Origin of the sequence: Streptomyces sp. S4.7, from assembly GCF_010384365.1 — a bacterium.
In the GTDB taxonomy this organism is placed as follows: domain Bacteria; phylum Actinomycetota; class Actinomycetes; order Streptomycetales; family Streptomycetaceae; genus Streptomyces.
The window spans coordinates 3,338,888-3,364,017 of sequence record NZ_CP048397.1 but is presented as its reverse complement, the minus strand read 5'-3'; the positions used below and the strand labels follow the sequence as shown (position 1 = coordinate 3,364,017).

Annotated in this window: 24 protein-coding genes and 1 tRNA gene; 15 read left to right on the top strand and 10 right to left on the bottom strand. The window is 71.0% G+C overall.

Features of this window, described 5'->3' with window-relative positions; all coding sequences use genetic code 11:
- Positions 1–68 precede the first annotated feature (68 nt).
- The gene (locus SSPS47_RS14705; protein WP_164251521.1) at positions 69–1,427 is read right to left on the bottom strand and encodes an MFS transporter; all 1,359 of its coding nucleotides are present in this window, start codon (positions 1,425–1,427) and stop codon (positions 69–71) included.
- A 133-nt stretch (positions 1,428–1,560) separates the two neighbouring features.
- On the opposite strand from SSPS47_RS14705, the gene SSPS47_RS14700 reads away from it, so the two are divergent.
- Entirely contained in the window at positions 1,561–2,322 is a 762-nt protein-coding gene (locus SSPS47_RS14700) for a phosphoglyceromutase (RefSeq protein ID WP_164251520.1), read from the top strand.
- 396 nt (positions 2,323–2,718) lie between these two features.
- Here the strand turns inward: SSPS47_RS14700 and phoU are convergent, their stop codons facing one another.
- Positions 2,719–3,399 carry a phosphate signaling complex protein PhoU gene (gene phoU / locus SSPS47_RS14695; protein WP_078076550.1) on the bottom strand — a complete coding sequence of 227 codons (681 nt, stop codon included), beginning with the start codon at positions 3,397–3,399 and terminating at the stop codon, positions 2,719–2,721.
- Positions 3,400–3,677: 278 nt separating this feature from the next.
- Between phoU and SSPS47_RS14690 the strand changes: the two genes are divergently transcribed.
- Positions 3,678–4,946, top strand: coding sequence for an ATP-binding protein (locus tag SSPS47_RS14690; RefSeq protein ID WP_164251519.1), 1,269 nt, complete (start codon positions 3,678–3,680; stop codon positions 4,944–4,946).
- Complete coding sequence (locus SSPS47_RS14685; protein WP_030353388.1) at positions 4,943–5,623, top strand: response regulator transcription factor; 681 nt, start codon at positions 4,943–4,945, stop codon at positions 5,621–5,623. The genes SSPS47_RS14690 and SSPS47_RS14685 overlap by 4 nt, the downstream gene beginning before the upstream one ends.
- A gap of 96 nt (positions 5,624–5,719) precedes the next feature.
- Here the strand turns inward: SSPS47_RS14685 and SSPS47_RS14680 are convergent, their stop codons facing one another.
- Positions 5,720–6,460 (bottom strand): DUF461 domain-containing protein, encoded by a 741-nt coding sequence (locus tag SSPS47_RS14680; protein WP_164251518.1) that lies wholly within the window; start codon positions 6,458–6,460, stop codon positions 5,720–5,722.
- Between the two features lie 601 nt (positions 6,461–7,061).
- Here SSPS47_RS14680 and SSPS47_RS14670 point away from each other — a divergent pair.
- From SSPS47_RS14670 to SSPS47_RS14640, 7 genes are all read left to right on the top strand, one after another.
- Positions 7,062–7,544 (top strand): CarD family transcriptional regulator, encoded by a 483-nt coding sequence (locus SSPS47_RS14670; protein WP_003953493.1) that lies wholly within the window; start codon positions 7,062–7,064, stop codon positions 7,542–7,544.
- Positions 7,545–8,019: 475 nt separating this feature from the next.
- On the top strand, positions 8,020–8,766 hold the full coding sequence (gene ispD, locus SSPS47_RS14665; protein ID WP_164251517.1) for a 2-C-methyl-D-erythritol 4-phosphate cytidylyltransferase: 747 nt from the start codon (positions 8,020–8,022) through the stop codon (positions 8,764–8,766).
- Complete coding sequence (ispF, locus tag SSPS47_RS14660) at positions 8,756–9,268, top strand: 2-C-methyl-D-erythritol 2,4-cyclodiphosphate synthase (protein WP_147876638.1); 513 nt, start codon at positions 8,756–8,758, stop codon at positions 9,266–9,268. Before ispD ends, ispF begins: the two co-directional genes overlap by 11 nt.
- Before the next feature lie 171 nt (positions 9,269–9,439).
- Positions 9,440–9,844: a PPOX class F420-dependent oxidoreductase gene (locus SSPS47_RS14655; protein ID WP_147876639.1), complete on the top strand. Its 405-nt coding sequence runs from the start codon at positions 9,440–9,442 to the stop codon at positions 9,842–9,844.
- A 174-nt stretch (positions 9,845–10,018) separates the two neighbouring features.
- Positions 10,019–11,437 (top strand): cysteine--tRNA ligase, encoded by a 1,419-nt coding sequence (gene cysS, locus SSPS47_RS14650; protein WP_164251516.1) that lies wholly within the window; start codon positions 10,019–10,021, stop codon positions 11,435–11,437.
- Between the two features lie 190 nt (positions 11,438–11,627).
- Positions 11,628–12,578 carry a 23S rRNA (guanosine(2251)-2'-O)-methyltransferase RlmB gene (gene rlmB / locus SSPS47_RS14645; RefSeq protein WP_147876641.1) on the top strand — a complete coding sequence of 317 codons (951 nt, stop codon included), beginning with the start codon at positions 11,628–11,630 and terminating at the stop codon, positions 12,576–12,578.
- A 150-nt stretch (positions 12,579–12,728) separates the two neighbouring features.
- Positions 12,729–14,465, top strand: a complete 1,737-nt coding sequence (locus SSPS47_RS14640; protein ID WP_203557847.1) for a DoxX family protein — start codon at positions 12,729–12,731, stop codon at positions 14,463–14,465.
- Between the two features lie 274 nt (positions 14,466–14,739).
- Here SSPS47_RS14640 and SSPS47_RS14635 read toward each other — a convergent pair whose 3' ends face one another.
- The 3 genes from SSPS47_RS14635 to ugpC form a co-directional block, all read right to left on the bottom strand.
- Positions 14,740–15,456: a nucleotidyltransferase family protein gene (locus SSPS47_RS14635; RefSeq protein ID WP_147876642.1), complete on the bottom strand. Its 717-nt coding sequence runs from the start codon at positions 15,454–15,456 to the stop codon at positions 14,740–14,742.
- Positions 15,457–15,494: 38 nt separating this feature from the next.
- Positions 15,495–15,917 carry a hypothetical protein gene (locus tag SSPS47_RS14630; RefSeq protein WP_078076561.1) on the bottom strand — a complete coding sequence of 141 codons (423 nt, stop codon included), beginning with the start codon at positions 15,915–15,917 and terminating at the stop codon, positions 15,495–15,497.
- Between the two features lie 213 nt (positions 15,918–16,130).
- Positions 16,131–17,267, bottom strand: a complete 1,137-nt coding sequence (ugpC, locus tag SSPS47_RS14625) for a sn-glycerol-3-phosphate ABC transporter ATP-binding protein UgpC (RefSeq protein ID WP_147876643.1) — start codon at positions 17,265–17,267, stop codon at positions 16,131–16,133.
- Between the two features lie 205 nt (positions 17,268–17,472).
- Here ugpC and SSPS47_RS14620 point away from each other — a divergent pair.
- Positions 17,473–17,546: transfer RNA gene (locus SSPS47_RS14620), tRNA-Thr, on the top strand.
- Positions 17,547–17,628: 82 nt separating this feature from the next.
- Here the strand turns inward: SSPS47_RS14620 and SSPS47_RS14615 are convergent.
- Together SSPS47_RS14615 and SSPS47_RS14610 are read right to left on the bottom strand one after the other, a co-directional pair.
- On the bottom strand, positions 17,629–19,023 hold the full coding sequence (locus SSPS47_RS14615) for an FAD-binding oxidoreductase (RefSeq protein ID WP_164251515.1): 1,395 nt from the start codon (positions 19,021–19,023) through the stop codon (positions 17,629–17,631).
- On the bottom strand, positions 19,020–19,457 hold the full coding sequence (locus SSPS47_RS14610; RefSeq protein WP_164251514.1) for a rhomboid-like protein: 438 nt from the start codon (positions 19,455–19,457) through the stop codon (positions 19,020–19,022). Before SSPS47_RS14610 ends, SSPS47_RS14615 begins: the two co-directional genes overlap by 4 nt.
- 115 nt (positions 19,458–19,572) lie before the next feature.
- Here SSPS47_RS14610 and SSPS47_RS14605 point away from each other — a divergent pair, with 115 nt between their 5' ends.
- From SSPS47_RS14605 to SSPS47_RS14595, 3 genes are all read left to right on the top strand, one after another.
- Positions 19,573–20,484 (top strand): aminoglycoside phosphotransferase family protein, encoded by a 912-nt coding sequence (locus SSPS47_RS14605; RefSeq protein WP_239064913.1) that lies wholly within the window; start codon positions 19,573–19,575, stop codon positions 20,482–20,484.
- A 96-nt stretch (positions 20,485–20,580) separates the two neighbouring features.
- Positions 20,581–21,060: a GNAT family N-acetyltransferase gene (locus SSPS47_RS14600; RefSeq protein ID WP_164251512.1), complete on the top strand. Its 480-nt coding sequence runs from the start codon at positions 20,581–20,583 to the stop codon at positions 21,058–21,060.
- A gap of 106 nt (positions 21,061–21,166) precedes the next feature.
- On the top strand, positions 21,167–21,655 hold the full coding sequence (locus SSPS47_RS14595) for a tetratricopeptide repeat protein (protein WP_164251511.1): 489 nt from the start codon (positions 21,167–21,169) through the stop codon (positions 21,653–21,655).
- Between the two features lie 63 nt (positions 21,656–21,718).
- Here the strand turns inward: SSPS47_RS14595 and SSPS47_RS14590 are convergent, their stop codons facing one another.
- Positions 21,719–22,738: a zinc-binding dehydrogenase gene (locus SSPS47_RS14590; RefSeq protein WP_164251510.1), complete on the bottom strand. Its 1,020-nt coding sequence runs from the start codon at positions 22,736–22,738 to the stop codon at positions 21,719–21,721.
- A gap of 141 nt (positions 22,739–22,879) precedes the next feature.
- Positions 22,880–24,046, bottom strand: coding sequence for an NAD(P)-binding protein (locus tag SSPS47_RS14585; protein WP_164251509.1), 1,167 nt, complete (start codon positions 24,044–24,046; stop codon positions 22,880–22,882).
- A 144-nt stretch (positions 24,047–24,190) separates the two neighbouring features.
- On the opposite strand from SSPS47_RS14585, the gene SSPS47_RS14580 reads away from it, so the two are divergent.
- Entirely contained in the window at positions 24,191–24,907 is a 717-nt protein-coding gene (locus tag SSPS47_RS14580) for a pentapeptide repeat-containing protein (protein WP_343234883.1), read from the top strand.
- Positions 24,908–25,130: the final 223 nt, after the last annotated feature.

Genomic DNA, 25,130 nt, shown 5'->3' with positions numbered 1-25,130 from the left:
TTCACCCACACCGTGCGGGCCGACCCGTTGACGGAGAGCCGGTCATCGCCGCGGTGACCTGAGCGGTCTCACGGCCGTTCCGTCGCCTCGCTCAACACGACCGGCCGCGCGACGGGTTCGCCGTCCAACTCCGTCCCCTTCTCGTCCGCCGAGCTCCGGTCCACCGATGACCCGTCCGCCTCGTTGCGTTCCACCGCGCCCCGGTCGAGCGCGTCCGCCGGCAGCGCCCGCATCAGCAGCCAGTAGCCGCCCGCCGCCACCGTCCCCAGCAGCCCGCACACGCCCCACAGCCAGTCCGCGCCGTAGTGGTCGATCAGGAAACCCGCCATCAGCGGCGCGACCAGACCGGCCACCGCCCACGACATCGTGTACATGCCCTGGTAGCGGCCCCGCCCGTCGACCGGCGAGAGCCGCACCACGAGGCTGGTCTGCGTCGGGGCGTTGACGATCTCGGCCAGGGTCCACACGCACACCGCCAGCACGTACACGGCCAGCGACCCGGCGAACGCGGTCAGCGCGAAGCCGTACCCCGCGAGAGCCGAGGAGAGGATCAGCAGCCGGCGGGTGTCACGGTGTTCGATGAAACGGGTCACCGGGATCTGGAGCACCACGATCAGTACGCCGTTGAACGCGATGACCATCCCGAAGTCGGAACTGCTGAACCCGTCCGCACCCATCGCGACCGGCAGTCCCACGAACGCCTGCTGGAAGATCAGCGCGACCACGAACGACAGCCCCACCACACCCATGAACCGGCCGTCCCGCAGGACCGTCCCCATCCCGGTCTCCGGCGCGCTCCTGCCGTTCACGAGGACGCGTTCGGGCCGGGACTCGGGCAGCTTGATGTAGATCAGTACGGCGCAGGCCAGCGTCAGCGCCGCCTCACCGAGGAAGCCGGCGAGATAGCTGTACTCGGCGATGAAGCCCGCCACACCGGCCGAGACCGCGAACCCCAGGTTGATGGCCCAGTAGTTGAGCGAGAACGCCCGCACCCGGTCCTCGGGCTTCACGATGTCCGCCATCATCGCCTGCACCGCGGGGCGCGAGGCGTTGGAGGTCATACCGACCAGGCACGCGACGGCGGCGATGGCCACGGGGTGCTGCACGAAGCCGAGCAGCGCCACGGACGCGGCCGTCGACGACTGCGCGATCAGCAGCGTGGGCCGCCGCCCGAGCCGGTCGGTCATCACGCCCGCACCGACCGCGGAGATGACACCGCCGAGTCCGTGGAGCGCGGCGACGAGACCGGCGTACGACGCCGAGTAGCCGCGCTCCACGGTCAGATACAACGCCATGAAGGTGGTGACGAACGCGCCGAGCCGGTTGACCAGCGTGCTCGTCCACAGCCACCAGAACTCACGCGGCAGCCCCGCGACGCTTCTTCTGACGCTCTCCCCCGTGGCGCGTCTCAGTGCGGCGACGGACATGCGGCATTCCCCCCGAGGAATCCGGCGTTGTAAGTGGCCGATCGGCCAACGGCAACTTACGTACGGGCGTCACCGGGTCGCCAGTCAATTGACGGCAGCCGTCAATCGGAAACGTTCGATTAGGCTCGGGCCCATGGCCGACGCACCGTACAAGTTGATCCTCCTCCGCCACGGCGAGAGCGAATGGAACGCGAAGAACCTGTTCACCGGCTGGGTGGACGTCAATCTCACGGACAAGGGTGAGAAGGAGGCCGTGCGCGGCGGTGAGCTGCTGAAGGACGCCGGTCTGCTGCCCGACGTCCTGCACACCTCCCTGCAGAAGCGCGCGATCCGCACCGCCACGCTGGCGCTGGAGTCCGCCGACCGCTCCTGGATCCCCGTCCGCCGCTCCTGGCGCCTGAACGAGCGGCACTACGGCGCGCTCCAGGGCAAGGACAAGGCGCAGACGCTCGCCGAGTTCGGCGAGGAGCAGTTCATGCTCTGGCGCCGCTCGTACGACACCCCGCCGCCGGAGCTGGAGGACGGCACCGAGTTCTCGCAGAGCGACGACCCGCGCTACGCGACGATCCCGCCGGAGCTGCGCCCGCGCACCGAGTGCCTGAAGGACGTCGTCGTCCGCATGCTGCCGTACTGGTACGACAGCATCGTCCCGGACCTGCTGACGGGCCGTACGGTCCTGGTCGCCGCGCACGGCAACAGCCTGCGCGCGCTGGTGAAGCACCTGGACGGCGTCTCGGACGCGGACATCGCGGGCCTCAACATCCCCACGGGCATCCCGCTCGCCTACGACCTCGACGCCGAATTCCGCCCGCTCAAGCAGGGCGGCACCTACCTGGACCCGGACGCGGCGGCGGCCGCGATCGAGGCCGTGAAGAACCAGGGCAAGAAGAAGTAGTACGGAGCCGAGTTAGCAGGGCCCGGTCCGGGTGGAGGTCTTCACCGCCGGACCGGGCCCTTGTCCGTGTCAGCCGCAGCTGCCCCCGCAGGCACAGGGCGCACCCGACTGGCAGCCGCAGCCGCAGCCCGAGCCGCAGCCGCAGGCGCCGAGGATCGGCAGCCGCACCCGTTCGACAGGCGTTTCCTGCTGGGGTTGGGTCATGGGGGACTCGGCCATGGTTCCTCCTCGAAGGTGTGCACGGGCGAACGTGGGTGCGTCTTCGCTCATTGCACCGGCTCCATGGCGGGCGCATCAACGGCGCATGCGCGCAGGCGCCCCCCACTGTCACCGCGACACGCCCCCATGCGCCCCCAAGAGCCCCGTGCCACGGAGCCCGTGCGGCACACCCGGCTGTCAGGCCCCTTCGACCGGGGCCTCCGCCTGCTGGATCTCGTCCGCGTGCTCACCCGTCACCAGATAGACCACGCGCTTGGCCACCGACACCGCGTGGTCGGCGAACCGCTCGTAGTACCGGCCGAGCAGCGTCACGTCCACCGCGGTCTCGATGCCGTGCTTCCAGCGGTCGTCCATCAGGTGCTGGAACAGCGTCCGGTGCAGCAGGTCCATCTCGTCGTCGTCCTGCTCCAGCTGAAGCGCCAGATCGACGTCCTTGGTGATGATGACCTCGGCCGCCTTCGCCATCAGCCGCTGCGCGAGCTGCCCCATCTCCAGGATGGTCGCGTGCAGGTCGTGCGGCACGGCGTTGACCGGGAAGCGGAGCCGGGCCAGCTTGGCGACGTGCTGCGCCAGGTCGCCCGAGCGCTCCAGGTCCGCGCTCATCCGCAGCGACGTGACCACGATCCGCAGATCGGTGGCGACCGGCTGCTGCCGCGCCAGCAGCGCGATGGCCCTGGCCTCCAGGTCGTGCTGGAGGTCGTCGACCTTCTGGTCGCCGGCGATCACGCTCTCGGCCAGCTTCAGATCGGCGTCGAGCATGGACGTGGTGGCGCGCCCGATCGCCGACCCGACCAGCCGGGCCATCTCGACCAGGCCCTCGCCGATCGAGTCAAGTTCCTCGTGGTACGCGTCCCGCATGGGTGTCCCTCTCTGGATTTTCCTGCTGGTGGTCCGGGGTGTCCGAGTACGTCGAAATGGCCCCCGAACAGCACCGTCCTCGTCGCACGGACCGGCGACGGACCGTCAGGGGTAGGGGCTGTCGAACCCCCACGGTCCCACGTTCGGGCCGTCAGGAGTCCGGATGCTCCCTCCCAAGTGAACCGGCACTTTCTCCACGGTGAACTCTGGGCGACGAGTGTTCGAGAAGACACCTGTACGGCTGGGAGAGTGTCGCTGACCGCGCATAACCTGGATACATGGACGTGAACGCGGCAGTCGCCGCAGTGGCAGCGATCGCCGGGGCGTGTACCGGCGTGATCGCCATGCTGGCGTTCCGCTGGAGCGAGCGCGACCAGGCCAGGCCCACCCGTAGCTCACTGCATACGGAGGCCGGTCTTCCGCCCGGCGTGGACACCGTGCTCTCCGTCCTCCGCTCCTCCGCCGTCGTGCTCGACGAGAGCGATTCGGTGGTCAAGGCCAGCTCCGCCGCGTACGCGCTGGGTCTGGTCAGAGGCGGCAAGCTGGCCGTCGACCCGATGCTGCACATGGCGCGCGACACCCGCCGCGACGGCGAGATACGCCAGGTGGAGCTCGACCTTCCCCGGCGCGGCACCGGCCGCGGCGAGGCCCTGGCCGTATCGGCCCGGGTGGCGCCGCTCGGCTCCCGCCTCGTTCTGCTCCTGGTCGAGGACCTCACGGAGGCGCGCAGGATCGAAGCGGTCCGGCGTGACTTCGTGGCGAATGTCAGCCATGAGCTCAAGACCCCCACCGGGGCGCTCTCCCTGCTCTCCGAGGCCGTCATCCACGCCTCCGACGACCCTGAGGCGGTCACCCGCTTCGCCGGCCGCATGCAGATCGAGGCGACCCGGCTCACCAATCTCGTACAGGAACTCATCGACCTCTCGCGGGTGCAGAACGACGACCCGCTGGAGGACGCCGAGCCCGTACGGGTGGAGGAGCTCGTCGCCGAGGCCATCGACAGGTCCCGGCACGCCGCCTCCACCAAGCAGATCACCATGGCCGCCGGTGGCGCCGCCGATCTGCGAGTCTGGGGCAACCGCGGCCAGCTGGCCGCCGCCCTCGGCAATCTCGTCGAGAACGCCGTCAACTACTCCCCGGCCCGCACCCGTGTGGGCATCGCGGCGCGCCGCGTGGCCGCGCCCGGCGGGGATCTGATCGAGATAGCCGTCACCGACCAGGGGATCGGCATCTCCGAGAAGGACCGGGAACGCGTATTCGAGCGGTTCTACCGCGTCGACCCGGCCCGCTCCCGAGCCACCGGTGGTACGGGCCTCGGCCTGGCCATCGTCAAGCACGTGGCCGCCTCGCACGGCGGGGAGGTCACGATGTGGAGCTCCGAAGGTCAGGGCTCCACCTTCACCCTGAGGCTCCCCGAGACGGGCGCCGGACGGGACCGCACGCCCACCGCCACCGGCCCGGACGAAGATGCCCAGCGCCGCTTTCATCACGACGTCAACGATCTTGACCAATCGACTGAGATCCCTGCCCCGGAGGTCCTTCCGTGACCCGAGTGCTCGTCGTCGAGGATGAGGAATCCTTCAGCGACGCCCTTTCCTACATGCTCCGCAAGGAAGGCTTCGAGGTCGCGATCGCGACCACCGGGCCCGCGGGGCTCGACGAGTTCGAACGCAACGGCGCCGACCTCGTCCTCCTCGACCTGATGCTGCCCGGTCTGCCCGGCACCGAGGTGTGCCGCCAGCTGCGCGGGAAGTCCAACGTCCCGGTGATCATGGTGACCGCCAAGGACAGCGAGATCGACAAGGTCGTCGGTCTGGAAATAGGAGCCGACGACTATGTGACCAAGCCCTTCTCCTCGCGGGAACTGGTGGCGCGCATCCGCGCGGTGCTGCGCCGCAGGGGCGAGCCGGAGGAGGTCACGCCCGCCGCCCTGGAGGCCGGTCCGGTCCGGATGGACGTGGACCGGCACGTCGTGACGGTCTCCGGCGGCAAGGTCGACCTGCCGCTGAAGGAGTTCGACCTCCTGGAGATGCTGTTGCGCAACGCCGGCCGGGTCCTGACCCGTATGCAGCTCATCGACCGGGTCTGGGGCGCGGACTACGTGGGGGACACCAAGACCCTCGACGTCCACGTCAAGCGGCTGCGCGCGAAGATCGAGCCGGATCCGGGGGCGCCGCGGTACCTGGTGACGGTGCGCGGTCTCGGCTACAAGTTCGAGCCGTAGACCGCTGGACCCCACTCGTCATGGGCGGTCACACGTGTAGGGGCGCCCGCCGGAATCCCGGTGGGCGCCCCTACACGTACTGCCGGTGGCGGCTGCTCAGTGCTCCGTGTCCGAGGACGCCGAGGCGGCGTCCGTCGGTGTCGACTGCTCGCCCTCCTCGGTGCCCTGGTCCGCGCCCTCGGCGGTGCCGCCGGGCGCCTCGGACTCGCCGCCCTCGCCGTCGTCCGTCTCCCCGTCGCCGGGTGCGCCGGAAGCGCCGTCGGACGGGGAGCCCGAGCCCGTGTCGCCCGGCTCCTCCGAGAGGCCGGGCGACGGCGAGGGCGGCGCGCTCGGGCCGAAGCCCGTGAAGGGGCCGGTCGCCGGGACCACGAAGGCGTCGAGTGCGACGTCACCGGTCTCGCTGAACTGGAACACGACCCGCTGGGCGTCGCCGTTGCGCGCGGGCTCGTTGCCGGTCTCGATCACGGCGGAGGCGTTGCCCTCGCCGCCGATCAGGACCGAGGCGCCCGCGGGCACCGTGAGCGGTCCCTTGCCCTTGACCGGGGTGATCTTCACCGTGTTGCCGCTGCCGGGCAGCGTGATGGCGTCGAGCGTCTGCTGGGTGCGGCCGTTGTTGAAGAGCGTCGCCGTGATGACGGCGGGGCCTTCGGCGGTGGCCTTGGGCTGAGTGACGACCGTGGCGTTCTGGACGCTGATGTCGCCGATCGAGGTCGAGGCGTTGTCAGGTCGGACGCCGAGCGTCTGCGCGTCGTTGCCGGCACCGCACGCGGCGAGCGAGGCGATCGAGAACGCGATGGCAGACGCGGCGAGGGTGCCGCGTCGAAGGCTGCGGCTCACGGCGGCGGCAACTCCTTGGGCTTGGACGTGCGGACGGGCTGAGGAAGGCTGGCGCTGGTTCAGCGGGCCCAGGTTACCGAGCCCCCGTCACGGCCCCGCACCCGACCCGCCACTTCGGTGCCCGGCCGCCGACGGAGGCTGCCGGGGAGCGAGGCCTAAGCGAGGCGAAAGTAAGTGGCCACGGCATGTTTAGTACGCCGTTCACATAAGTCCGGTGATCAATTCCCCGACCCGACACACATTCCTTACGAATAGCGCCGGATAGCTTCGTAAACCCCCGGTGATCAAATTCGGATTGGCTTCGCACTTCTGTCCGTACGTGTGACCGACATCCGAACGGAGCAGGGGAAGTTCAGCCTCCGGAACCAGACATATGTGGACGTTCAGCCCATCGTGACGGGGTTCGAGGCGGTGGAACACGTGTGTTTCTGTCCGGCTTCGCAGCCGCTCCCACCTGCGAATACCTCGTTCCGGAAGCCGCTCGCAGCACGTTCCTATTGCTGTTGTCAAGCCCCGAGATGCGCCCTGACCTGCGAAAACGCCATTCAGAACAAGCCGTTCCCGTGTTACCCTGGATAGCCACGGAAGGGGTACCTGTCACATGACGTTCAAGGTTGGCGACACCGTGGTCTATCCCCATCACGGGGCCGCGCTGATCGAGGCTATCGAAACTCGTCAGATCAAAGGCGTGGACAAGACCTACTTGGTGCTCAAGGTCGCCCAGGGCGACCTGACGGTTCGTGTCCCGGCGGACAATGCGGAGTTCGTCGGAGTGCGCGATGTGGTCGGTCAGGATGGGCTGGACCGGGTCTTCGAGGTGCTGCGGGCACCGTACGCGGAAGAGCCGACGAACTGGTCCCGGCGCTACAAGGCAAATCTTGAGAAGCTCGCTTCCGGCGATGTCATCAAGGTCGCCGAAGTGGTCCGCGATCTCTGGCGTCGGGAGCGAGAGCGTGGACTCTCCGCAGGTGAGAAGCGCATGCTCGCCAAGGCGCGCCAGATTCTGGTGAGCGAGCTGGCTCTCGCGGAGAACACGAACGAGGACAAGGCCGAGGCCCTGCTCGACGAGGTCCTCGCGTCCTGACCGGGTCCTGACCCGGACGTCCCGGCTGTCGTACGCCGTCGATGTGTGCGTCATGCGCGCACCGACGCGGAGCAGCAGCCGGGCGTGAAGCAGGATCAGGCATCAATGCCGCGGTGCCCGCTGACCAGCAGTGATTCATATGCTGTGTCGCCGGGCACTGCGGCATGCCCGGAGGAGTCGGCAGAGAACCCAGCAGGTGAAAATCTCTCCGGCGGGACCTCTTCACGAGCCTCGTCCGGCCCTAAGATCTACTCGGATGTGACACCACGTCACAACCGAATTTCCCCCGCAGTCCCCGTATCCGTACTCGAATCCGGCACACGCGCCTGCGCCCGATCCTGGTGTGCCGGGCCCGGGCAGCTGGCGCAGCTGGTCTCAACCAGTGTCACGGAAGGGTCCGGTCAAGGCGCCGCGCCCGGCACGCTGAGGCCATACCCATGTCGGCCGAGGAAACAAACCTGCCGGAGTGCAACCGATGTCAGACGAATCGAGCCCACACCGCACCGCCGCCGTGATCCCCGCGGCGGGCCGTGGCATACGGCTCGGCCCCGGCGCCCCCAAGGCGCTCCGCACCCTGGGCGGCACCCCGATGCTGGTCCACGCGGTACGGGCCATGGCGGCCTCCCGCGCGGTCTCCCTCGTGGTCGTGGTGGCCCCGCCCGACGACGCGGGGGCGGTGAAGCTGCTCCTCGACGAGCACTCGCTGCCCACGCGCACCGACTATCTCGTGGTACCCGGCGGCGAGACCCGCCAGGAGTCCGTACGGCTCGGCGTGGAGGCCCTGCCGGACGACATCACCACCGTCCTCGTCCACGACGCGGCACGGCCGCTCGTGCCGGTCGACACCGTGGACGCGGTGGTCGACGCCGTACGGGCCGGAGCGCCCGCCGTCGTCCCCGCCCTGCCGCTCGCCGACACCGTCAAAGAGGTCGAGCCCGGCGGGAAGGACCAGCCGGAGCCCGTCGTCGCCACCCCCGAGCGCGCCAGACTGCGGGCCGTACAGACCCCGCAGGGCTTCGACCGGGACACGCTCGTACGCGCGCACCTGACGGTGCCGCTCGCCGGCCAGGGCGCCACGGACGACGCCGGGCTCGTCGAGCAGCTCGGCGTGCCCGTCGTGGTCGTGCCGGGCCACGAGGAGGCGTTCAAGGTGACCCGGCCGCTGGACCTGGTGCTAGCCGAGGCCGTACTCGCCCGCAGGAGGGCCAACGATGGGTTCTGAGTCCGCACCGCTCCCCGCTCTGCCGCTGATCGGCATCGGCACCGACGTGCACGCCTTCGAGGCCGGGCGCGAGCTGTGGTGCGCCGGTCTGCTCTGGGACGGCCCCGAGAACGACGGCTACGGTCTGGCCGGCCACTCCGACGGCGACGTCGCCGCCCACGCCGCCTGTGACGCGCTCTTCTCCGCGGCCGGCGCCGGAGACCTCGGCGCGCACTTCGGGACCTCCCGGCCCGAGTGGTCGGGCGCCTCCGGCGTCACCCTCCTCAAGGAGGCGGCCAGGATCGTCCGCGCCGAGGGCTTCGTCATCGGCAACGTCGCCGTCCAGGTCATCGGCGTACGGCCGAAGATCGGCAAGCGCCGCGACGAGGCCATGAAGGCGCTGTCGGAAGCGGTCGGCGCGCCCGTCTCGGTGTCCGGCACGACCACCGACGGGCTGGGGCTGACGGGGCGCGGCGAGGGCCTGGCCGCGATCGCCACGGCGCTGCTGGTGCGCGCCGGCTGAACGCTCGCGCGGATGCCCGCCGGGTCGTGGCGGACGGCCCGCCGATTTCGAGTCGCCCGACCCGAAATACCGGACGGCCCACGTCGGTTGAGAAGGATCGAGGGGTACGCGTACCGCGCGTACCCCTTCCGTGCACCCCGCGTGCATCCCCTCCCAAGGAAGGCAGCATCGATGGCAGTCGCTCTCTCCGAGAAGCTCAAGGAGCTCCTGGACAGCCCCGTCTTCGTCGCGATCGCCACCATCCAGCCCGACGGCAGCCCCCAGGTGTCGCCGGTATGGGTGAAGCGCGACGGCGACGACATCCTCATCTCGACGACCGTCGGCCGTCGTAAGGAGGAGAACCTGCGGCGCGACCCGAGGGTGACGGTCATGCTCCAGCCCTTCGACGCCCCGTACTCGTACGCCGAGATCCGCGGGTCGGCCACCCTCACCACGGAGGGCGGACAGGAGCTCATCGACGAGCTGGCCGTGAAGTACGTCGGGAAAACGTACGGCGAGTTCAACCCGAACGCGGCCCAGGACGACGAGCGCGTGGTCGTCCGGATAACCCCCCGGAAGGTCGTCGGCCGCATCTGACGCCCTCCGGACGCCACCGGGCACTGTCCGATGACGGACAGTGCCCGGACCGTGCGCGGACTGCCGTCCGGACCGCCCCTCACGAGGGCCGTCCGAGGCGCCCAACGTCACGCTTCGGTGTCCCGTGCCCCCAAGGGGCCCGGTGCACTGCCTCCGGAGCACTACCCTTGTCGCGTGACTATTCGGCTGTACGACACCGGCGCCCGGCAGATTCGTGACTTCACCCCGCTCGTCCCGGGCTGTGTCTCGATCTACCTCTGTGGTGCCACCGTGCAGGCCGCACCGCACATCGGGCACATCAGGTCGGGGCTCAACTTCGACATCCTGCGGCGCTGGTTCACCCACCGCGGCTACGACGTGACCTTCGTACGGAACGTCACCGACATCGACGACAAGATCATCGCCAAGTCGGCCGTGCAGGACCGCCCCTGGTGGGCGATCGGGTACGAGAACGAGCGCGCCTTCAACGCCGGTTACGACGTCCTGGGCTGCCTGCCGCCCACCTACGAGCCGCGCGCCACCGGGCACGTCCCCGAGATGATCGAGATGATGCGCGTCCTCATCGAGCGCGGTCACGCCTACGCGAGCGACGGCAACGTCTACTTCGACGTGCGGTCCTTCCCGGAGTACCTCCGGCTCTCCAACCAGGACATCGACGATCTGCGCCAGCCCTCGGGCGAGGGCGAGACCGGCAAGCGCGACCAGCGCGACTTCGCCATGTGGAAGGCCGTCAAGCCCGGCGAGCCGTTCTGGGAGACCCCCTGGGGCCCCGGCCGGCCCGGCTGGCACCTGGAGTGCTCCGCGATGGCGCACAAATACCTCGGCAGCGCCTTCGACATCCACGGCGGCGGCCTCGACCTCGTCTTCCCGCACCACGAGAACGAGATCGCGCAGGCCAAGGCGTACGGCGACGAGTTCGCCGAGTACTGGGTGCACAACGCCTGGGTCACCATGAGCGGCGAGAAGATGTCCAAGTCGCTCGGCAACTCGGTCCTGGTGAGCGAGATGGTCAAGCACTGGCGGCCCATCGTCCTGCGCTACTACCTCGGCACGCCGCACTACCGCTCGATGATCGAGTACAGCGAGGAGGCCCTGCACGAGGCCGAGTCCGCCTTCGGGCGGATCGAGGGCTTCGTCCAGCGCGTCATCGAGATGGCCGGCCACACCGTGGAGCCCGCCGACGAGGTACCGCCCGCCTTCGCCGACGCGATGGACGACGACCTCGGTGTCCCGCAGGCCCTCGCGATCATCCACACCACCGTCCGGCAGGGGAACTCGGCCCTCGCCGCCGACGACAAGGAAGCGGCGGTCGCCCGCCTCGCCGAGGTCCGCGCGATGCTCGGAGTTCTCGGTCTGGACCCGCTGGACGCACACTGGACGGGAGCGGGCGCCGGCGAGGACGGTCCCGACGGGCGCGACAGCCTGCACGGGGTCGTCGACACCCTCGTACGGCTGGTGCTCGACCAGCGCGAGTCCGCCCGTGCCCGTAAGGACTGGGCCGCGGCGGACACCATCCGGGACCAGCTCCAGCAGTCCGGACTCGTCATCGAGGACGGCCCGGCGGGCCCCCGGTGGACGCTCGGCCCCCGCTGAGCGGGGCGAACACCACGGCCTCCTGAAGGGGAGGCGCGGGACGGCCTCCTGAAGAGGAGGCGCCGGGCGGACCGGGTGCCGCGGGGCCCCGACCGGGGCCTCGATTGTGCTGTCCGGCCGCCGGGCGGCACACTCGCGTGAACGAAGTGAAGTTCTCACGAACCGACGAAAGCAACGAAACAGGTAGGTCATGGCCGGGAACAGCCAACGCAGGAACCGCCGCACGTCCAACAAGAAGGGCGCGCAGGTCGGCAGCGGTGGCAAGCGACGCCGCGGCCTGGAGGGCAAGGGCCCGACGCCGCCCGCGTCCGCCCGCAAGGGCCATGTGCAGAACCGTGTCTCCAACGCCAAGGCCAAGCTGACCGCCCGACGCCAGGTCACCCGGCGCGGCGGCAAGGGCACCAGCGAGATGGTCGTCGGCCGCAACCCGGTCTTCGAGGCGCTGCGCGACGGCGTACCGGCGACGATGCTCTACGTACAGCAGTACATCGAGAACGACGAGCGCGTGCGCGAGGCCCTTCAGCTCGCCGCCGACCGCGGCGGCATCCACCTGATGGAAGCCCCCCGGCCCGAGCTCGACCGCATGACCAACGGCCTCAACCACCAGGGCATGGTGCTCCAGGTCCCGCCGTACGAGTACGCGCACCCCGAGGACCTGGCCGCCGCCGCCTTCGACGACGGCGAGGACCCGCTGATCGTCGCGCTCGACGGCATCACCGACCCGCGCAACCTCGGCGCCGTCGTCCGCTCCGTCACCGCCTTCGGCGGTCACGGCGTCGTCGTGCCCGAGCGGCGCGCCGCCGGAATGACCGCCGGCGCGTGGAAGACCTCGGCCGGCACCGCCGCCCGTACGCCCGTCGCCCGCGCCACCAACCTCACCCGCGCGCTGGAGAGTTACCAGAAGGCGGGTCTGACCGTCGTCGGTCTGGCGGCCGACGGCGACACCGAGGTCGGCGACCTCCCGGCGCTCGGCGGCCCCGTCGTGATCGTGGTCGGCAGCGAGGGCAAGGGACTGTCCCGGCTGGTCGGCGAGACCTGCGACTACCGCGTGCGGATCCCGATGCCGGGCGGCGCCGAATCGCTGAACGCGGGCGTCGCCGCCGGTGTGGTGCTGTACGAGGCGGCCCGCCGGCGCGGCTGAGCGGCCGGGGGCGCGGGCCCGGCGACGGGCCCCGCGCCGGTACGGTGCGGGGCACCCTTCGTACAAATGTCCCCGTGCCGCCACTCTTGACGGGTCTCGGACATTTACCGGCCGTCAAGGCAGTGTCCTAAACACAAGTCACTCGGTTAGATGAGTGTGGACACCAGAACGCCCCGGCCCGGGTTCGACGAACAGCCCCCGCTGAGCATGGTCAAGGTGGACTGCGATCCCGCGCAGGTCATCGTGAACCACGCCAGCTTTCGGGTGAAGCTCGCAACGAGCCAGCGCCCCAGCCCCGTACGCGCCACGGCGGACACCGCGCGGATCCCCGCGATGAGCCGCCCCGGAGGCGCGGCCCGCCGCCGGGCCCCCGTCGTCTGGAGCGGCAGGTCGGAGCCGGGCGACCTCGGAGCCACCGGGCTCCTCCAGGCCGTGCGGAACTCCTCGGCGACCGCCGCGGGCGCGGCCCTCGCCGACGCGCCGGGCAGCCCCTACGAAGCGGGGGTCGGGGGCTCCACCCAGGTCATCCCGCGCATCGACCTGGGCGACGACACGATGCCGACCCCGCGCGTACCGCACCGCGGCGGGGGCGCCGGGTCCGGCGCCCCCCTGCTGCCTCCCATGCGGCAGGCCGTGGGCGCGTACGACGCACCGGAGTACGACAGGTACGGGGCGGGCGGCGCGCGCCACCGCGGCGGGCACGACGACCGCGACGACCTCGAATACGAGCGCGACTACGAACGCGAGCGTCGTGGCTACGACGGTCCCGACTACGACGACGACCCGCGCGGGGAGCGCCTGGACCACTCGGCGGCGGACGCCGCCGTACGGCACGCCTACTACCCGGGTCGCCGTATGAACCTCGGCGTGGTGCTCCTGCCGCTCCGCGTCTTCCTCGGACTCATCTCCGTCTACGCGGGCATGGGCAAGCTCTGCGACCCCGTCTACTTCGACGGCGGCAAGCGCGGCTCCATGGTCACCTGGCTCACCTCGCTCCAGCCGTGGGCGCTCGCCGAACCACTGCGCGACTTCGCCCTCTCGCACCCCGTCGGCGCCGGACTCAGCGTCGCTTTCCTCCAGGTCGTCGCGGGAGTGCTCACCGTCCTCGGCCTCTGGCAGCGGCTCGCCGCCTGCTTCGGTGCGCTGCTCTCGGCCGCGCTGATCCTCACCGTCAGCTGGCGCACCGTCCCCGTCTACGACGCGCCCGACATCATCTACCTGGCCGCCTGGTCCCCGCTGATCATCGCGGGCGCCCCCGTCTACTCCGTGGACGGGCGCCTGGCCGGCGAGGCCTGGCGCAAGCTCGGCCCGCGCTCCCCCCTCCGGGAGCTGCGGCGCCGCGTACTGCGCCGGGGCGCGGTCGTCGCGACCGTGGTCATCGGTCTGACGCTGCTCATCGGCTCCATGCTCGGCGGCGCCGTACGGTCCACGGACATGGTGACCGTGCCCGGACCGAACAACCCGGTCAACCAGCTCCCCGGCTCGCCGCTCCCGCAGAAGTCCGGCAAGAGCAGCGCGTCGGGCTCGCCCACCGGAGAGGCCCGGCAGAACGGCGGCAGCGCCGCGCCGACCGCCGGCCAGACCAGCGGTCCGGCGGCCGAGCAGTCGACGCCGGGCCGGAACCCGGCCCGCGAGCCCGGCCGGACCGGCGCGAGCGGGCAGCCCAGCCAGTCCCAGGGCACCGGCCAGGCCCCCCCGCAGACGTCACAGCAGCAGGCACCACCGCCGTCCAGCAGCCAGGGCCCCGCGACGAGCGGCGGCTCGACGGGCAGTGGCGGCACCACGGGCGGCGGAGGTGACGGCGGCGGCACCACGGGCGGCGAGGGCGGCTCGTCCGGCGGCGGCGGTGGCGGCGCCAAGAACCCGATCGGCGGCCTGCTCGGCTGACGCGACGCGGCGACGACCGGAACACGTACGAGGGCGGCCACCCGGCGGGATCGGGTGGCCGCCCTCGTACGTGTGCTGTGCGCCCGTCTGCGGGCCTGAGGCGCCCGGTACGGCTCCGAGGGGTGTACAGGGTGCCCCGGCGCCCGTCAGGCCCCGCCAGGAGCGCGCCGCGCCGGCATCCGGCGTCGAACGCGAGGGAAGCGGCCGGGGGAGCGGCCGGGGGAGGGGCGACGGGAACTCAGCGGGAAAGACCGGGGGAACGGCCGGGGGAACGTCAACGCGCGGCGGTCGCCAGCTCCTTGGCCGCCTCGGTGAGGTCCTTCGCGGTGTCGATGGCCCGCCAGTACGCGCCCTGCGGCAGCGGGAAGCCCGCCAGCCGACGTTCGCGCGCCAGCCGGGGAAAGGTCGTCCGCTCGTGGTCGCCCCGGTCGGGCAGCAGACCCGCGAACTCCGACGAGAACACGTACACACCCGCGTTGATCAGATACGGCGACGGCGGCGACTCGATGAAGTCCAGCACATGGCCGAACTCGTCGGTCTCCACGGCCCCCCAGGGAATCCGCGGCCGGGCGAGGGCGAGCGTCGCGGTGGCATCGCGCTCGGCGTGGAACGCGGCCATCTCGCGCAGCGAGAAACGCGTCCAGATGTCGCCGTTGGTGGCGTACCAGGGGTGCTCGGGCTCGGGCAGCCGTGCGGCGGCGTACTTGAGACCACCGCCGCGGCCGAGCGGCTCCTTCTCCACCACGGTCGTGACACGCAGCGGGAGTTGCGACGAGTCCAGCCACTCCTGGAGCACCTCGGCGAGATGGCCGCACGAGACGACGGCGTCCGTGACGCCCTCGGCGGCCAGCCAGGCAAGTTGATGGCCGATGATCGGGGTCCCCGTCCCGGGGATCTCGACCATCGGCTTCGGACGGTCGTCGGTGTACGGGCGCAGCCGCGATCCCTGGCCGCCCGCGAGGACCACGGCCTGCGTCGGAAACGTCATCATGCCGTGAACGATAGGCGGGGCGGTCGGGGAGGCGCTGCTCAGTGCCCCGCGGTCTGCTGGGAGACCCCGTAGGCGAACGAGGTGTCGCACACGGGTCGGGAGAACGACTGCGCGCGGGTGGGTCCGTAGTGCGCGACAGCGGCGCGGCCGAGCGCGCGGGCCAGGGACATGCAGTGCTTGGCGAGCGAGGGACGCTCCTCGATCTGGCGCTGGAGGTGGGTCAGGGCGATCCCCGGGTCCTTCTCCTGAAGCTCCACGAGCAGCTTGTCGCGGAGAACGTCCTGCGGGGCGCGGGACTTGGCGCGTACGGACGCCTTGTCCGAGGAGGCGGTGAGGATCTGTGCCTCGGAGTTCTTCGCCGCCCACGGGACGGTCGCGACCGCCAGGGTTCCGGAGAGGACGAGGACGACGGGCAGTACGAGGGCGAGAGTTCGGCCGATTCGGCGGGCAGTGTGGGTCACGGAGGCGAGCGTAGCGGTCAGTGATGATTTGGCGACATTTAGTCACCCGGCCGAGGGATGGTTCGACTGGGCTTTTCGAATCGGGTGTTGACGCACGCGATGCGAAATGGCCTGTGTTCCGGGGTATTTGTCCGCTCGGGCGGCATACGCAAACGGCCCCGCACCGAGGTGCGGGGCCGTAAGTACGTTCTTCAGTTCGGTCGCCCCGAGGGGTCAGTCGCTGAGGCGCTCGCCCGTGGACGAGGCGAAGACGTGCGTCTCGCCCGGACGCGGCACGACGTGCAGCTTGGCGCCCTTCTCGGGAACGGCGCGGCCGTTGACGCGGACCACCAGGTCCTTGTGCTCGCCGCCGACCTGCGCGTCGCCGTAGACGTAACCGTCGGCGCCGAGCTCCTCGACGACGTTGACGGTGACGGCCAGACCGGCCGGCGCGTCGTCGGCGTCCTTCGACAGCGTCTTCGCGACCTCGCCGCCCTGCTCCACGATGTCGAAGTGCTCCGGGCGGACACCGACGGTGACGGTGCTGTCACCGCGGTCGGCCGCGGCGGACAGCGCCTCGCGGGAGATCGGGACGACGCTGTTGCCGAACTTCACGCCGCCGTCGGTGATCGGGACCTCGACCAGGTTCATGGCCGGGGAGCCGATGAAGCCGGCGACGAAGAGGTTGGCGGGACGGTCGTACATGTTGCGCGGCGAGTCCACCTGCTGGAGCAGACCGTCCTTGAGGACGGCGACCCGGTCACCCATGGTCATGGCCTCGACCTGGTCGTGCGTGACGTACACCGTCGTGATGCCCAGACGGCGCTGGAGCGAGGCGATCTGCGTACGGGTCGACACACGGAGCTTGGCGTCGAGGTTCGACAGCGGCTCGTCCATGAGGAACACCTGCGGCTCACGCACGATCGCGCGACCCATCGCCACACGCTGGCGCTGACCACCGGAGAGCGCCTTCGGCTTGCGGTCCAGGTACTCGGTGAGGTCGAGGATCTTCGCGGCCTCTTCGACCTTCTTACGGATGTCGGCCTTGTTGACGCCCGCGATCTTCAGCGCGAAGCCCATGTTGTCGGCGACCGACATGTGCGGGTAGAGCGCGTAGTTCTGGAACACCATCGCGATGTCCCGGTCCTTGGGCGGCAGGTGCGTGACGTCGCGGTCACCGATGCGGATGGCGCCGCCGTTGACGTCCTCAAGACCCGCGAGCATGCGCAGGGAGGTCGACTTGCCGCAGCCGGAAGGGCCGACGAGTACGAGGAACTCGCCGTCGGCGACGTCGAGCTCAAGCTGATCGACAGCGGGCTTGGTGGAACCCGGGTACACACGGGTCGCCTTGTCGAACTGAACAGTGGCCATGGTGATGTGGTCCCTTCACCGGCAGGAACGTGCCGGACGATCCGAGTAAAGGAATGGCTCCTCCGCCGAGTGGCGGAGGATGGGTCTAGTCCACCTGGATGAACTTGAGGTGACGCTACCCCGCGTTTCAAGATCTGTCAGTAGGTGAGCCGCGACGAAATTCCCGGCCGACCCGTGATCGGTGCCGGTTATAGTTTCCCCGCACGCCTCCTTAGCTCAGCTGGCCAGAGCAACGCACTTGTAATGCGTAGGTCGTCGGTTCGAATCCGACAGGGGGCTCGGGGGAAGGCCAGGTCGTCCACGGTGACCTGGCCTTTCGGTTTATCGGGGGGCGGGGGCGTGGCTCTTCGGGGTGTCGGGGTCAGTGGCGGCCCGCGATGCGGTTCGCCGTGCGGGCGATGCGGTGGGTTGTCGTCGTGCGGGCCGTGGACTCCTGGCGGTCCGCCGTGCGGTAGGCCGCGTAGAGGGTGTGGACTCCCAGCCAGCGCAGGGGTTCCGGTTCCCATTTGCGGACCTTGTGGTTGACCCAGGGCAGGGTCGTGAGGTCGGTGGGGCCGCCCTGGCCGGAGTCCTGTTGGATCAGGTCGCGCAGGGTGCGGGCCGCGAGGTTGGTCGTGGCCACTCCCGAGCCGACGTAGCCGCCCGCCCAGCCGAGGCCGGTGGAGCGGTCGAGGGTGACCGTGGCGCACCAGTCGCGGGGGACACCGAGGACGCCCGACCAGGCGTGGTCGATGCGGACGCCGGCCGTGGTGGGGAAGAAGCGGACCAGGATGTCGCGCAGCGTGGCGACGGTGGCGGGTTGCGTGCGGCCGTCGTTGTCGGTTCGGGAGCCGTAGCGGTACGGGACTCCCCGGCCGCCGAGCGCGATGCGGTCGTCGGCGGTGCGCTGGGCGTACATGTAGGCGTGCGCCATGTCGCCGAGTGTCTCGCGGCCTTCCCAGCCGATGGCGTCCCACACCGCGGCGGGCAGCGGTTCGGTGGCGATCATCGAGGAGTTCATGGGGAGCCAGGTGCGGCGCTGGCCCTTGAGGCCGGCGGTGAAGCCCTCGGTGCAGCGCAGGACGTAGGGCGCGCGGACGGTGCCGTACGGGGTGGTCGCGTGTTTGGGCTTGATCTGCGTGACGGGCGTCGATTCGTGGATGGTGACGCCGAGCGCCTCTACGGCGGCGGCGAGGCCCTTGAGGAGTTTGACGGGGTGCAGCCGGGCGCCGTGCGGGGTCCAGCTGGAGCCGACGGCGCCGGTGACCCGTACGCGATCGGCGGTCTCGCGTGCGCCGTGCAGGGTGCGGTCCGTCTCGCCGAAGGCGATCTCGGTGGTGTGGAAGTCCTTGAGGCGGGCGAGCTGTGCCGGTGTGTACGCGACTTCGAGGACGCCGCCCTGGTGGATGTCGGCGTCGATCGTCTCGTGGGCGGCGACGCGTACGACCTCGGCCACGGTGTCGTTCATGGCCTGCTGGAGGCGTACGGCGGCGTCGTGGCCGTGCTTGAGGGCGTACGCGGCGCGTCCGGCGATGCCGTTGTAGAGCCAGCCGCCGTTGCGCCCGGAGGCGCCGTATCCGCAGAACCTGCCTTCCAGGACGGTGATGTTGAGGAAGGGCACGGCCTTCTTCAGGTAGTAGGCCGTCCACAGGCCGGTGAAGCCGCCGCCGACGATGCAGACGTCGGCCGTCGCGTCGCCGGGGAGGGGTTCGCGGGGCGCGGGTATGCCGTCCTGGGCGTACCAGAAGGAGATGCCGCCGTTGGTGGTGCTGCTCATGACGGTGTTCGTACACCGCTTTCCGTGCCTGTGTCCAGGTTCGGGGTACGGGGGCGACCCCGGGGGAGGGGGTAGCAGGCGAGGCCGATGAGGACGGCGGTGACGTGGCCGATGTCGGTGAAGTCCGGCCCGGCGATGAGCGGGACGCCGTAGATGATGAAAACGGCTCCTACGTACGGAGGTCGCCAGTGCGGGGTGATCCGGTAGGTGAGGGCGGCGGCTACGCCCGAGAGGGCGTAGCCGCCTCCCACGTCGAGGGTGCGCGCGGCGGCTTGGTGCGTGCGGCCGTGCTGGACGGCCCAGTTGAGGATGCCTTCGCTGACGAGGGTGGCACCGATGTGCGCGGCGACGGCCGCGAGGCAGAGCCAGGTGCCGGGGGCGGTCCTGACCCGGGTCCAGGTGGTGTGGGCGGCCTTGCGGAGATGGCGGCGCATGGGGCGATTCACCCACGGGGGCGGGGTCTTGGACGGGATCGACATTCCGGGCTGGCGCGGCGGCGGCGCGAAAACGCGGTCGAGGTTCGGTCGGTGCGCTCGTAGGCTCGGGGCGATGGAGATCCCGGCGGGGCTGGCGAGGACACAGTCGAAGTTTCTGGGTGCGCGGGGGCGCGCGTTCATCGCCGCGCTCCCGGGGCGCGCGGCCGACTTGCTGAAGGGGTGGGAGCTTCGGCGTACGGGCCCGGCGACGCACGGCATGTGCGCGCTGGTCCTGCCGGTGGAGCGGGCGGACGGTACGCCGGCCGTGCTGAAGCTCCAGAACCTGGACGAGGAGACGGCCGGTGAGCCGCTGGCGCTGCGGCTGTGGGACGGCGACGGCGCGGTGCGGCTGCTGGAGTACGACGAGGCGTCGGGCACGCTGCTGCTGGAGCGGCTGGACGCGGCGCGGGATCTGACCGGTGTACCGGTACGGGACGGGGTGGCGGTCATCGCCGGGTTGCTGGCCCGGTTGACGGCGCGGGCCGCGCCGGCGGGCCTGCGGACGCTGGACGGGATCGCGGGGGCGATGCTCGACGAGACGCCGGTGACGGTGCGGTCGCTGCCCGGCGGCGCGGAGCGGCGGCTGCTCCTGGACTGCGCGGCGGCGGTACGCGAGGTGGCCGGTGAGCCGGACGACCGGCTGCTGCACTGGGATCTGCACTTCGAGAACGTGCTGGCGCCCGTGGCGGGCCCGGCGGCCGGGGACGGGGGCCGTGAGCCGTGGCTGGCGATCGATCCGAAGCCGCTGGCCGGGGATCCGGGGTTCGAGCTGCTGCCCGCCGTCGTCAACCGGTTCGACGCGGGCGACATCCTGTGGAGGTTCGATCTCATGACGGAGGTCATGGGACTGGACCGGGAGCGCGCGCGGGCGTGGACGCTGGGGCGGGTGCTCCAGAGCTGTCTGTGGGACATCGATGACGGGGAGCGGGGGCTGTCGCCCGTGCACCTGGCCGTGGGGCGGAAGTTGCGGGACCGTCGGCTCTGACCGCCGCGGCCGGGATCGTTCAGGGCCCGGAGCGCCGAGTGCGGGCCGCTCCGGGCGCCGCTGGCGCGGCAGCCGGAGAAAGGGCAGGCTGCGGTCATGATTCGTACGGCGACGGCCGCCGACGTTCCGGTGATCCACGCGATGATCCGTGAACTGGCGGCATACGAGAAGGCCCCGGACGAGGCACGGGCGACCGAGGCGCAGCTGGGGGAGGCGCTGTTCGGGGAGCGGCCCGCCGCGTACGCGCACATCGCGGAGACGGACGACGGCGCGGTGGCGGGGTTCGCGCTGTGGTTCCTGAACTTCTCGACGTGGCGCGGGGTGCACGGCATCTATCTGGAGGACCTGTACGTCCGTCCGGAGCTGCGCGGCGGCGGGCACGGGAAGGCGCTGCTGACGGAGCTGGCGCGGATCTGTGTGGAGCGCGGGTACGAGCGGCTGGAGTGGTCCGTACTGGACTGGAACGAGCCGTCGATCGCCTTCTACCGGGCGTTGGGGGCGCGGCCGCAGGACGGGTGGACGGTGTTCCGGCTGACGGACGGGGAACTGGCCGCGCTGGGGGCGCCCGGCGCCTGACATGCGTCAGGTGCGTGTCGGCTGCGTCGGCTCCGTCGGCCGCGTTGTCAGTGGGGCCCTCTACGCTCGGTGACGAGTGCGGAGACCGACTTTTCTGGGGGACCTCATGTCCGGGACGACGACGCAGCAGACCGATCCGGTGATGGCGGAGATCGGCCGTGGCATGGAGCTGGGACAGCGCGGTGAACGGGACGCCGCCCGGCGGGTGTTCGCCGGTGTGTGGGACCGGCTGGGCGCGGACGGCGACCCGTTCCACATATGCGCGCTGGCTCACTCCATGGCCGATGTCCAGGACGATCCGGGTGAGGAACTGGTCTGGGACCTGCGCGCGTTGGAGGCGGCGGATCTGGTCTCGGACGAGCGGGCGCGGCTCGCGGGGGTGGCGGGTCCGGTGGCCGCGTTCTACCCGTCGCTGCATCTCAACCTGGGGGATGTGTACCGGCGGCTGGGCGATCTCGACCGGGCCCGTGATCATCTGGCGCGCGGGCAGGAGGCGGTGGGCACGCTCGGTGACGACGGGTACGGGCAGCTGATCAGAGGCGGTCTCGACCGGCTGGCCGAGCGACTGTCGGCACCCGGTCCTTCGTCGGCCTGAGCCCGCCGGTCCCGGCCCGAATCCCGCCTGGCCCGTTCCGTTCTCCGCCTGTTCCCGGTCCGGTCAGACGTCCGCCCCGCCGAGCGGTGGCTCCAGGACCACCTTGCCCATCGTGCCGCGCGTCTCGATCGCGCGGTGGGCGCGGGCCGCGTCGGCGAGCGGGAAGCGCATGACGGCGGGACGCAGGCGGCCCGCGGCGGCCTCGGACAGGGCACGCGCCTCCAGTACGCGGACGTCGCCGCCCGCCTTCTGGAGCATCACGGGGCCGAGGACCCCCTCGGAGGTGATGCCGCGCGCCGCCTGTTCCTCCTTCGTGTAGGTCAGCGGTTCGCCGTCGAGGATGCCTTCCCCGGCCCAGCCGAAGACGATGTGGCGCCCGCCCTTGCCGAGGAGGTCGACGGCGGCGCGGCCGGTGTCGCCGCCGACCGAGTCGAAGACGACGGTGGCGGGGCGCCCGTCGAGTAGGGCGCGGACCTTCCCGGGCCAGCCGGGCAGCGTGTAGTCGACGGCGATGTCGGCGCCGTTCTCGGTGACGCGCGCCACCTTGGCGGGGCCGCCGGCGAGGCCGACGACGGTCGCGCCGGCGTTCTTCGCGTACTGGACGAGGAGCGTGCCGATGCCTCCGGCGGCGGCGGGGACGACCGCGACGTCCTCGGGGCCGAGGGTGGTGAACTGAAGGATGCCCATGGTGGTGCGGCCGGTGCCGATCATGGCGACGGCCTCGGCGGCGTCGAGGTTGTCGGGGGTCTCGTGGAGCCGGGCGGCATCGGTGACGGCGAGTTCCGCGTAGCCGCCGGGGACCATGCCCAGGTGGGCGACGACCCGCTTGCCGAGCCAGCTCGGGTCGGTGCCCTCACCGAGCGCGTCGACCGTGCCCGCCACTTCCCGGCCGGGGACGGTGGGCAGTTCGACGGGGTGGGGCAGCGGGCCCTGTCCGCCCTCGCGCAGGGCGGTGTCCAGGACATGGACCCCCGCCGCTGCGACGGCGATCCGGACCTGGCCGGGGCCGGGGACGGGATCGTCTGCCCGTTCGTGGACCAGGTTCTCGGCGGGCCCGAAGGCGTGGAGGCGGATGGCGTGCATGGCTGGCTCCCTCGTTCGGTCCCGGCACGTCGCGTCGCGCGTTCTGTCGCGTCGTGCTCCGCGTCGCGGCGCGCGTTCCGGGTCGGCGTACGGAAGCCAGCCTCCGACCTCAAGCGGGCTTGAGGTCAAGTGGGCTCGGGGTCAGGCGGAGCGGCGGAGCCGGGCCCCGTCGGCCTTGCGCAGCGCGAGCGAGGCCGCCTCGATCGCGCTGTTGAACGACACCTCGGACAGGACACCGGGCGCGGCGACCTGGTCACCGACGAGATAGACGCCGTCGCCCCGGTCGATGTGCGGCCGGTCGCGCCAGGTGGTGCCCGGCAGATCGACCGCTCCCGTACGGCCCGCGGCGAGCGACTGGCGCCGCCAGAGGGCCCGTTCGCGCCAGTCGGGGAAGCCCAGGTCCAGCAGGTTCTCCGCGCGCGCGATGCCGACGGCCGCCGGCTCGTCGGGGGCGACCGGGAACTGACCCTGGAGCAGTTGTTCACCGGCGGGTGCGAGCGACGTATCGGCGGCGGTGAAGCGTTCCAGCCAGCCCGGCGCGTCGAGATCGCAGATGACGAACGGGTCGCCCCTGCGCGTGGTGAGCCCGAGGTCCAGCAGCGCGGTGCGCCCGCTCTCCCACCGAAGGCTGTCGTCACCGAGCAGCGGCCGGGCCGAGTCGAGCGATGTCGCGACGATCACCGGACCGTCCTCGGGGAGGGCGTCGACGCGGGAGACGGTCTCGACGCGTACGCCCAGATTCCAGGCCCGCCCGAGCATCCGGTCGATGACCTGGCTCCAGCCGCCGACCGCGATGTGGGCCTCCGGCGGGATGGTCGCGGCGCGCCGGAGCCGTTCCTGGACGAAGGCGGCGGACAGAGAGCCCGGATCGTGGTGGAAGAGGACGACGGCGGCGTAACGGGCGGCGGCGACGGCCGCGTCGTGGCCGTGTCGCTCGGTGGCCCAGGTGTGGAAGTCGATGTCCACGGGCGCCCGTTCGGCCCTGCTGCGGCTCGCCTTGAGCAGTCCGAAGGGTGGGGCCTTGCGGAGAGCGCCGTCACGGTGGAAGCGGAGGCGGGCGGCTTCGAGGGCCGGGACGCGGGCCATCGGGCCGAGGAGACCGCGCTGCCGGAGCCAGGCCCAGTGCGGGCCGCGGTGGTAGAAGACGTGCGGCCCTTCGTTGGCGTGGTACGGGCCCTCGGTGGTGCGGGCCCGCCCGCCGAAGGTGTGGTGCGCCTCGAAAACGGTCACCCTGGCGCCCGACTCGGCCGCCGAGATGGCCGCGGTGAGTCCGGCGAAGCCGCCGCCGACGACGGTGATGTGATCCATGGCTGTTGCCCCTTCACTCGTTCACTCGTTCCCGGTGTGCCTGCGCGTTGGTCCTCACGGATATGACGAGACGCGGGTGCGGTCTGTGACATGACGAGCCGGACATTTCGGGCGACTGTCAGTGGTGTGCGTCACGATGGGTTCATGGTTCGGAGAGCGGCGACGCGGAAAACGGCGGCGGGGAAGACGGCGGCGGCCGGCAGGAGTGTGCCGGCGCGGCGGCCGGAGGTCCGGCTGCCGCCGCTGGTGCCGTACGAGGGGGAGCTGGAGCCCGACGGGGATTACGACGGGCAGGAGTTCGGCGGGCTGGATCTGGCGGATCAGGAGGGTTTGGGCGCCCGGTTCATGGACTGCGCGCTGCGCGAGTGCGGGCTCGACCGGACCGATCTTGGCCGGGCCCGCTTCATGGACTGCGTTCTCGACGGCATCCGGGGGGTGGGCACGGATCTGGGGGGAGCGTCGCTGCGCGATGTCGAGGTGGTGGACGCGCGACTGGGCGGGGTGCAGTTGCACGGCGCGGTGTTCGAGCGGGTGCTGATCCGGGGCGGCAAGATCGACTATCTGAATCTGCGGAAGGCGAAGCTGAAGGACGTGGTGTTCGAGGGCTGTGTCCTGGCCGAACCGGACTTCGGGGGAGCGGAGTTGGAGCGCGTCGAGTTCCGGGACTGCGTCCTGAAGGACGCGGACCTCAGCGGCGTCCGGATGAAGGACGTCGATCTGCGGACCGTCGCCGAGCTGGGCATCGCGCGCGGGGTCGACCGGCTGGCCGGTGCCGTCATCAGTACGGCGCAACTGCTCGATCTGGCGCCCGCGTTCGCGGCGCAGATCGGTGTACGGGTGGAGGACGCGCCGGGCGCCTGAGCTGCTCAAGCGGAAGACCCCGACCGTGGGGGTGGGTCGGGGTCTTCAATGTGCTCCGGGGGCTCGGCCATGTGGGGGGTGAACCCTGGTGTCTGGGTTCCTGGTGGCGTCCCGGCAGAACTGCGTCTTCCCGGCCCCGGCGGTTGTACTCCTGCCAATCCGAAAACGTCCCACAGGGTCGTGTGGATTCGCCCATACCAACCCATGCTCACCCGCGTCCGCC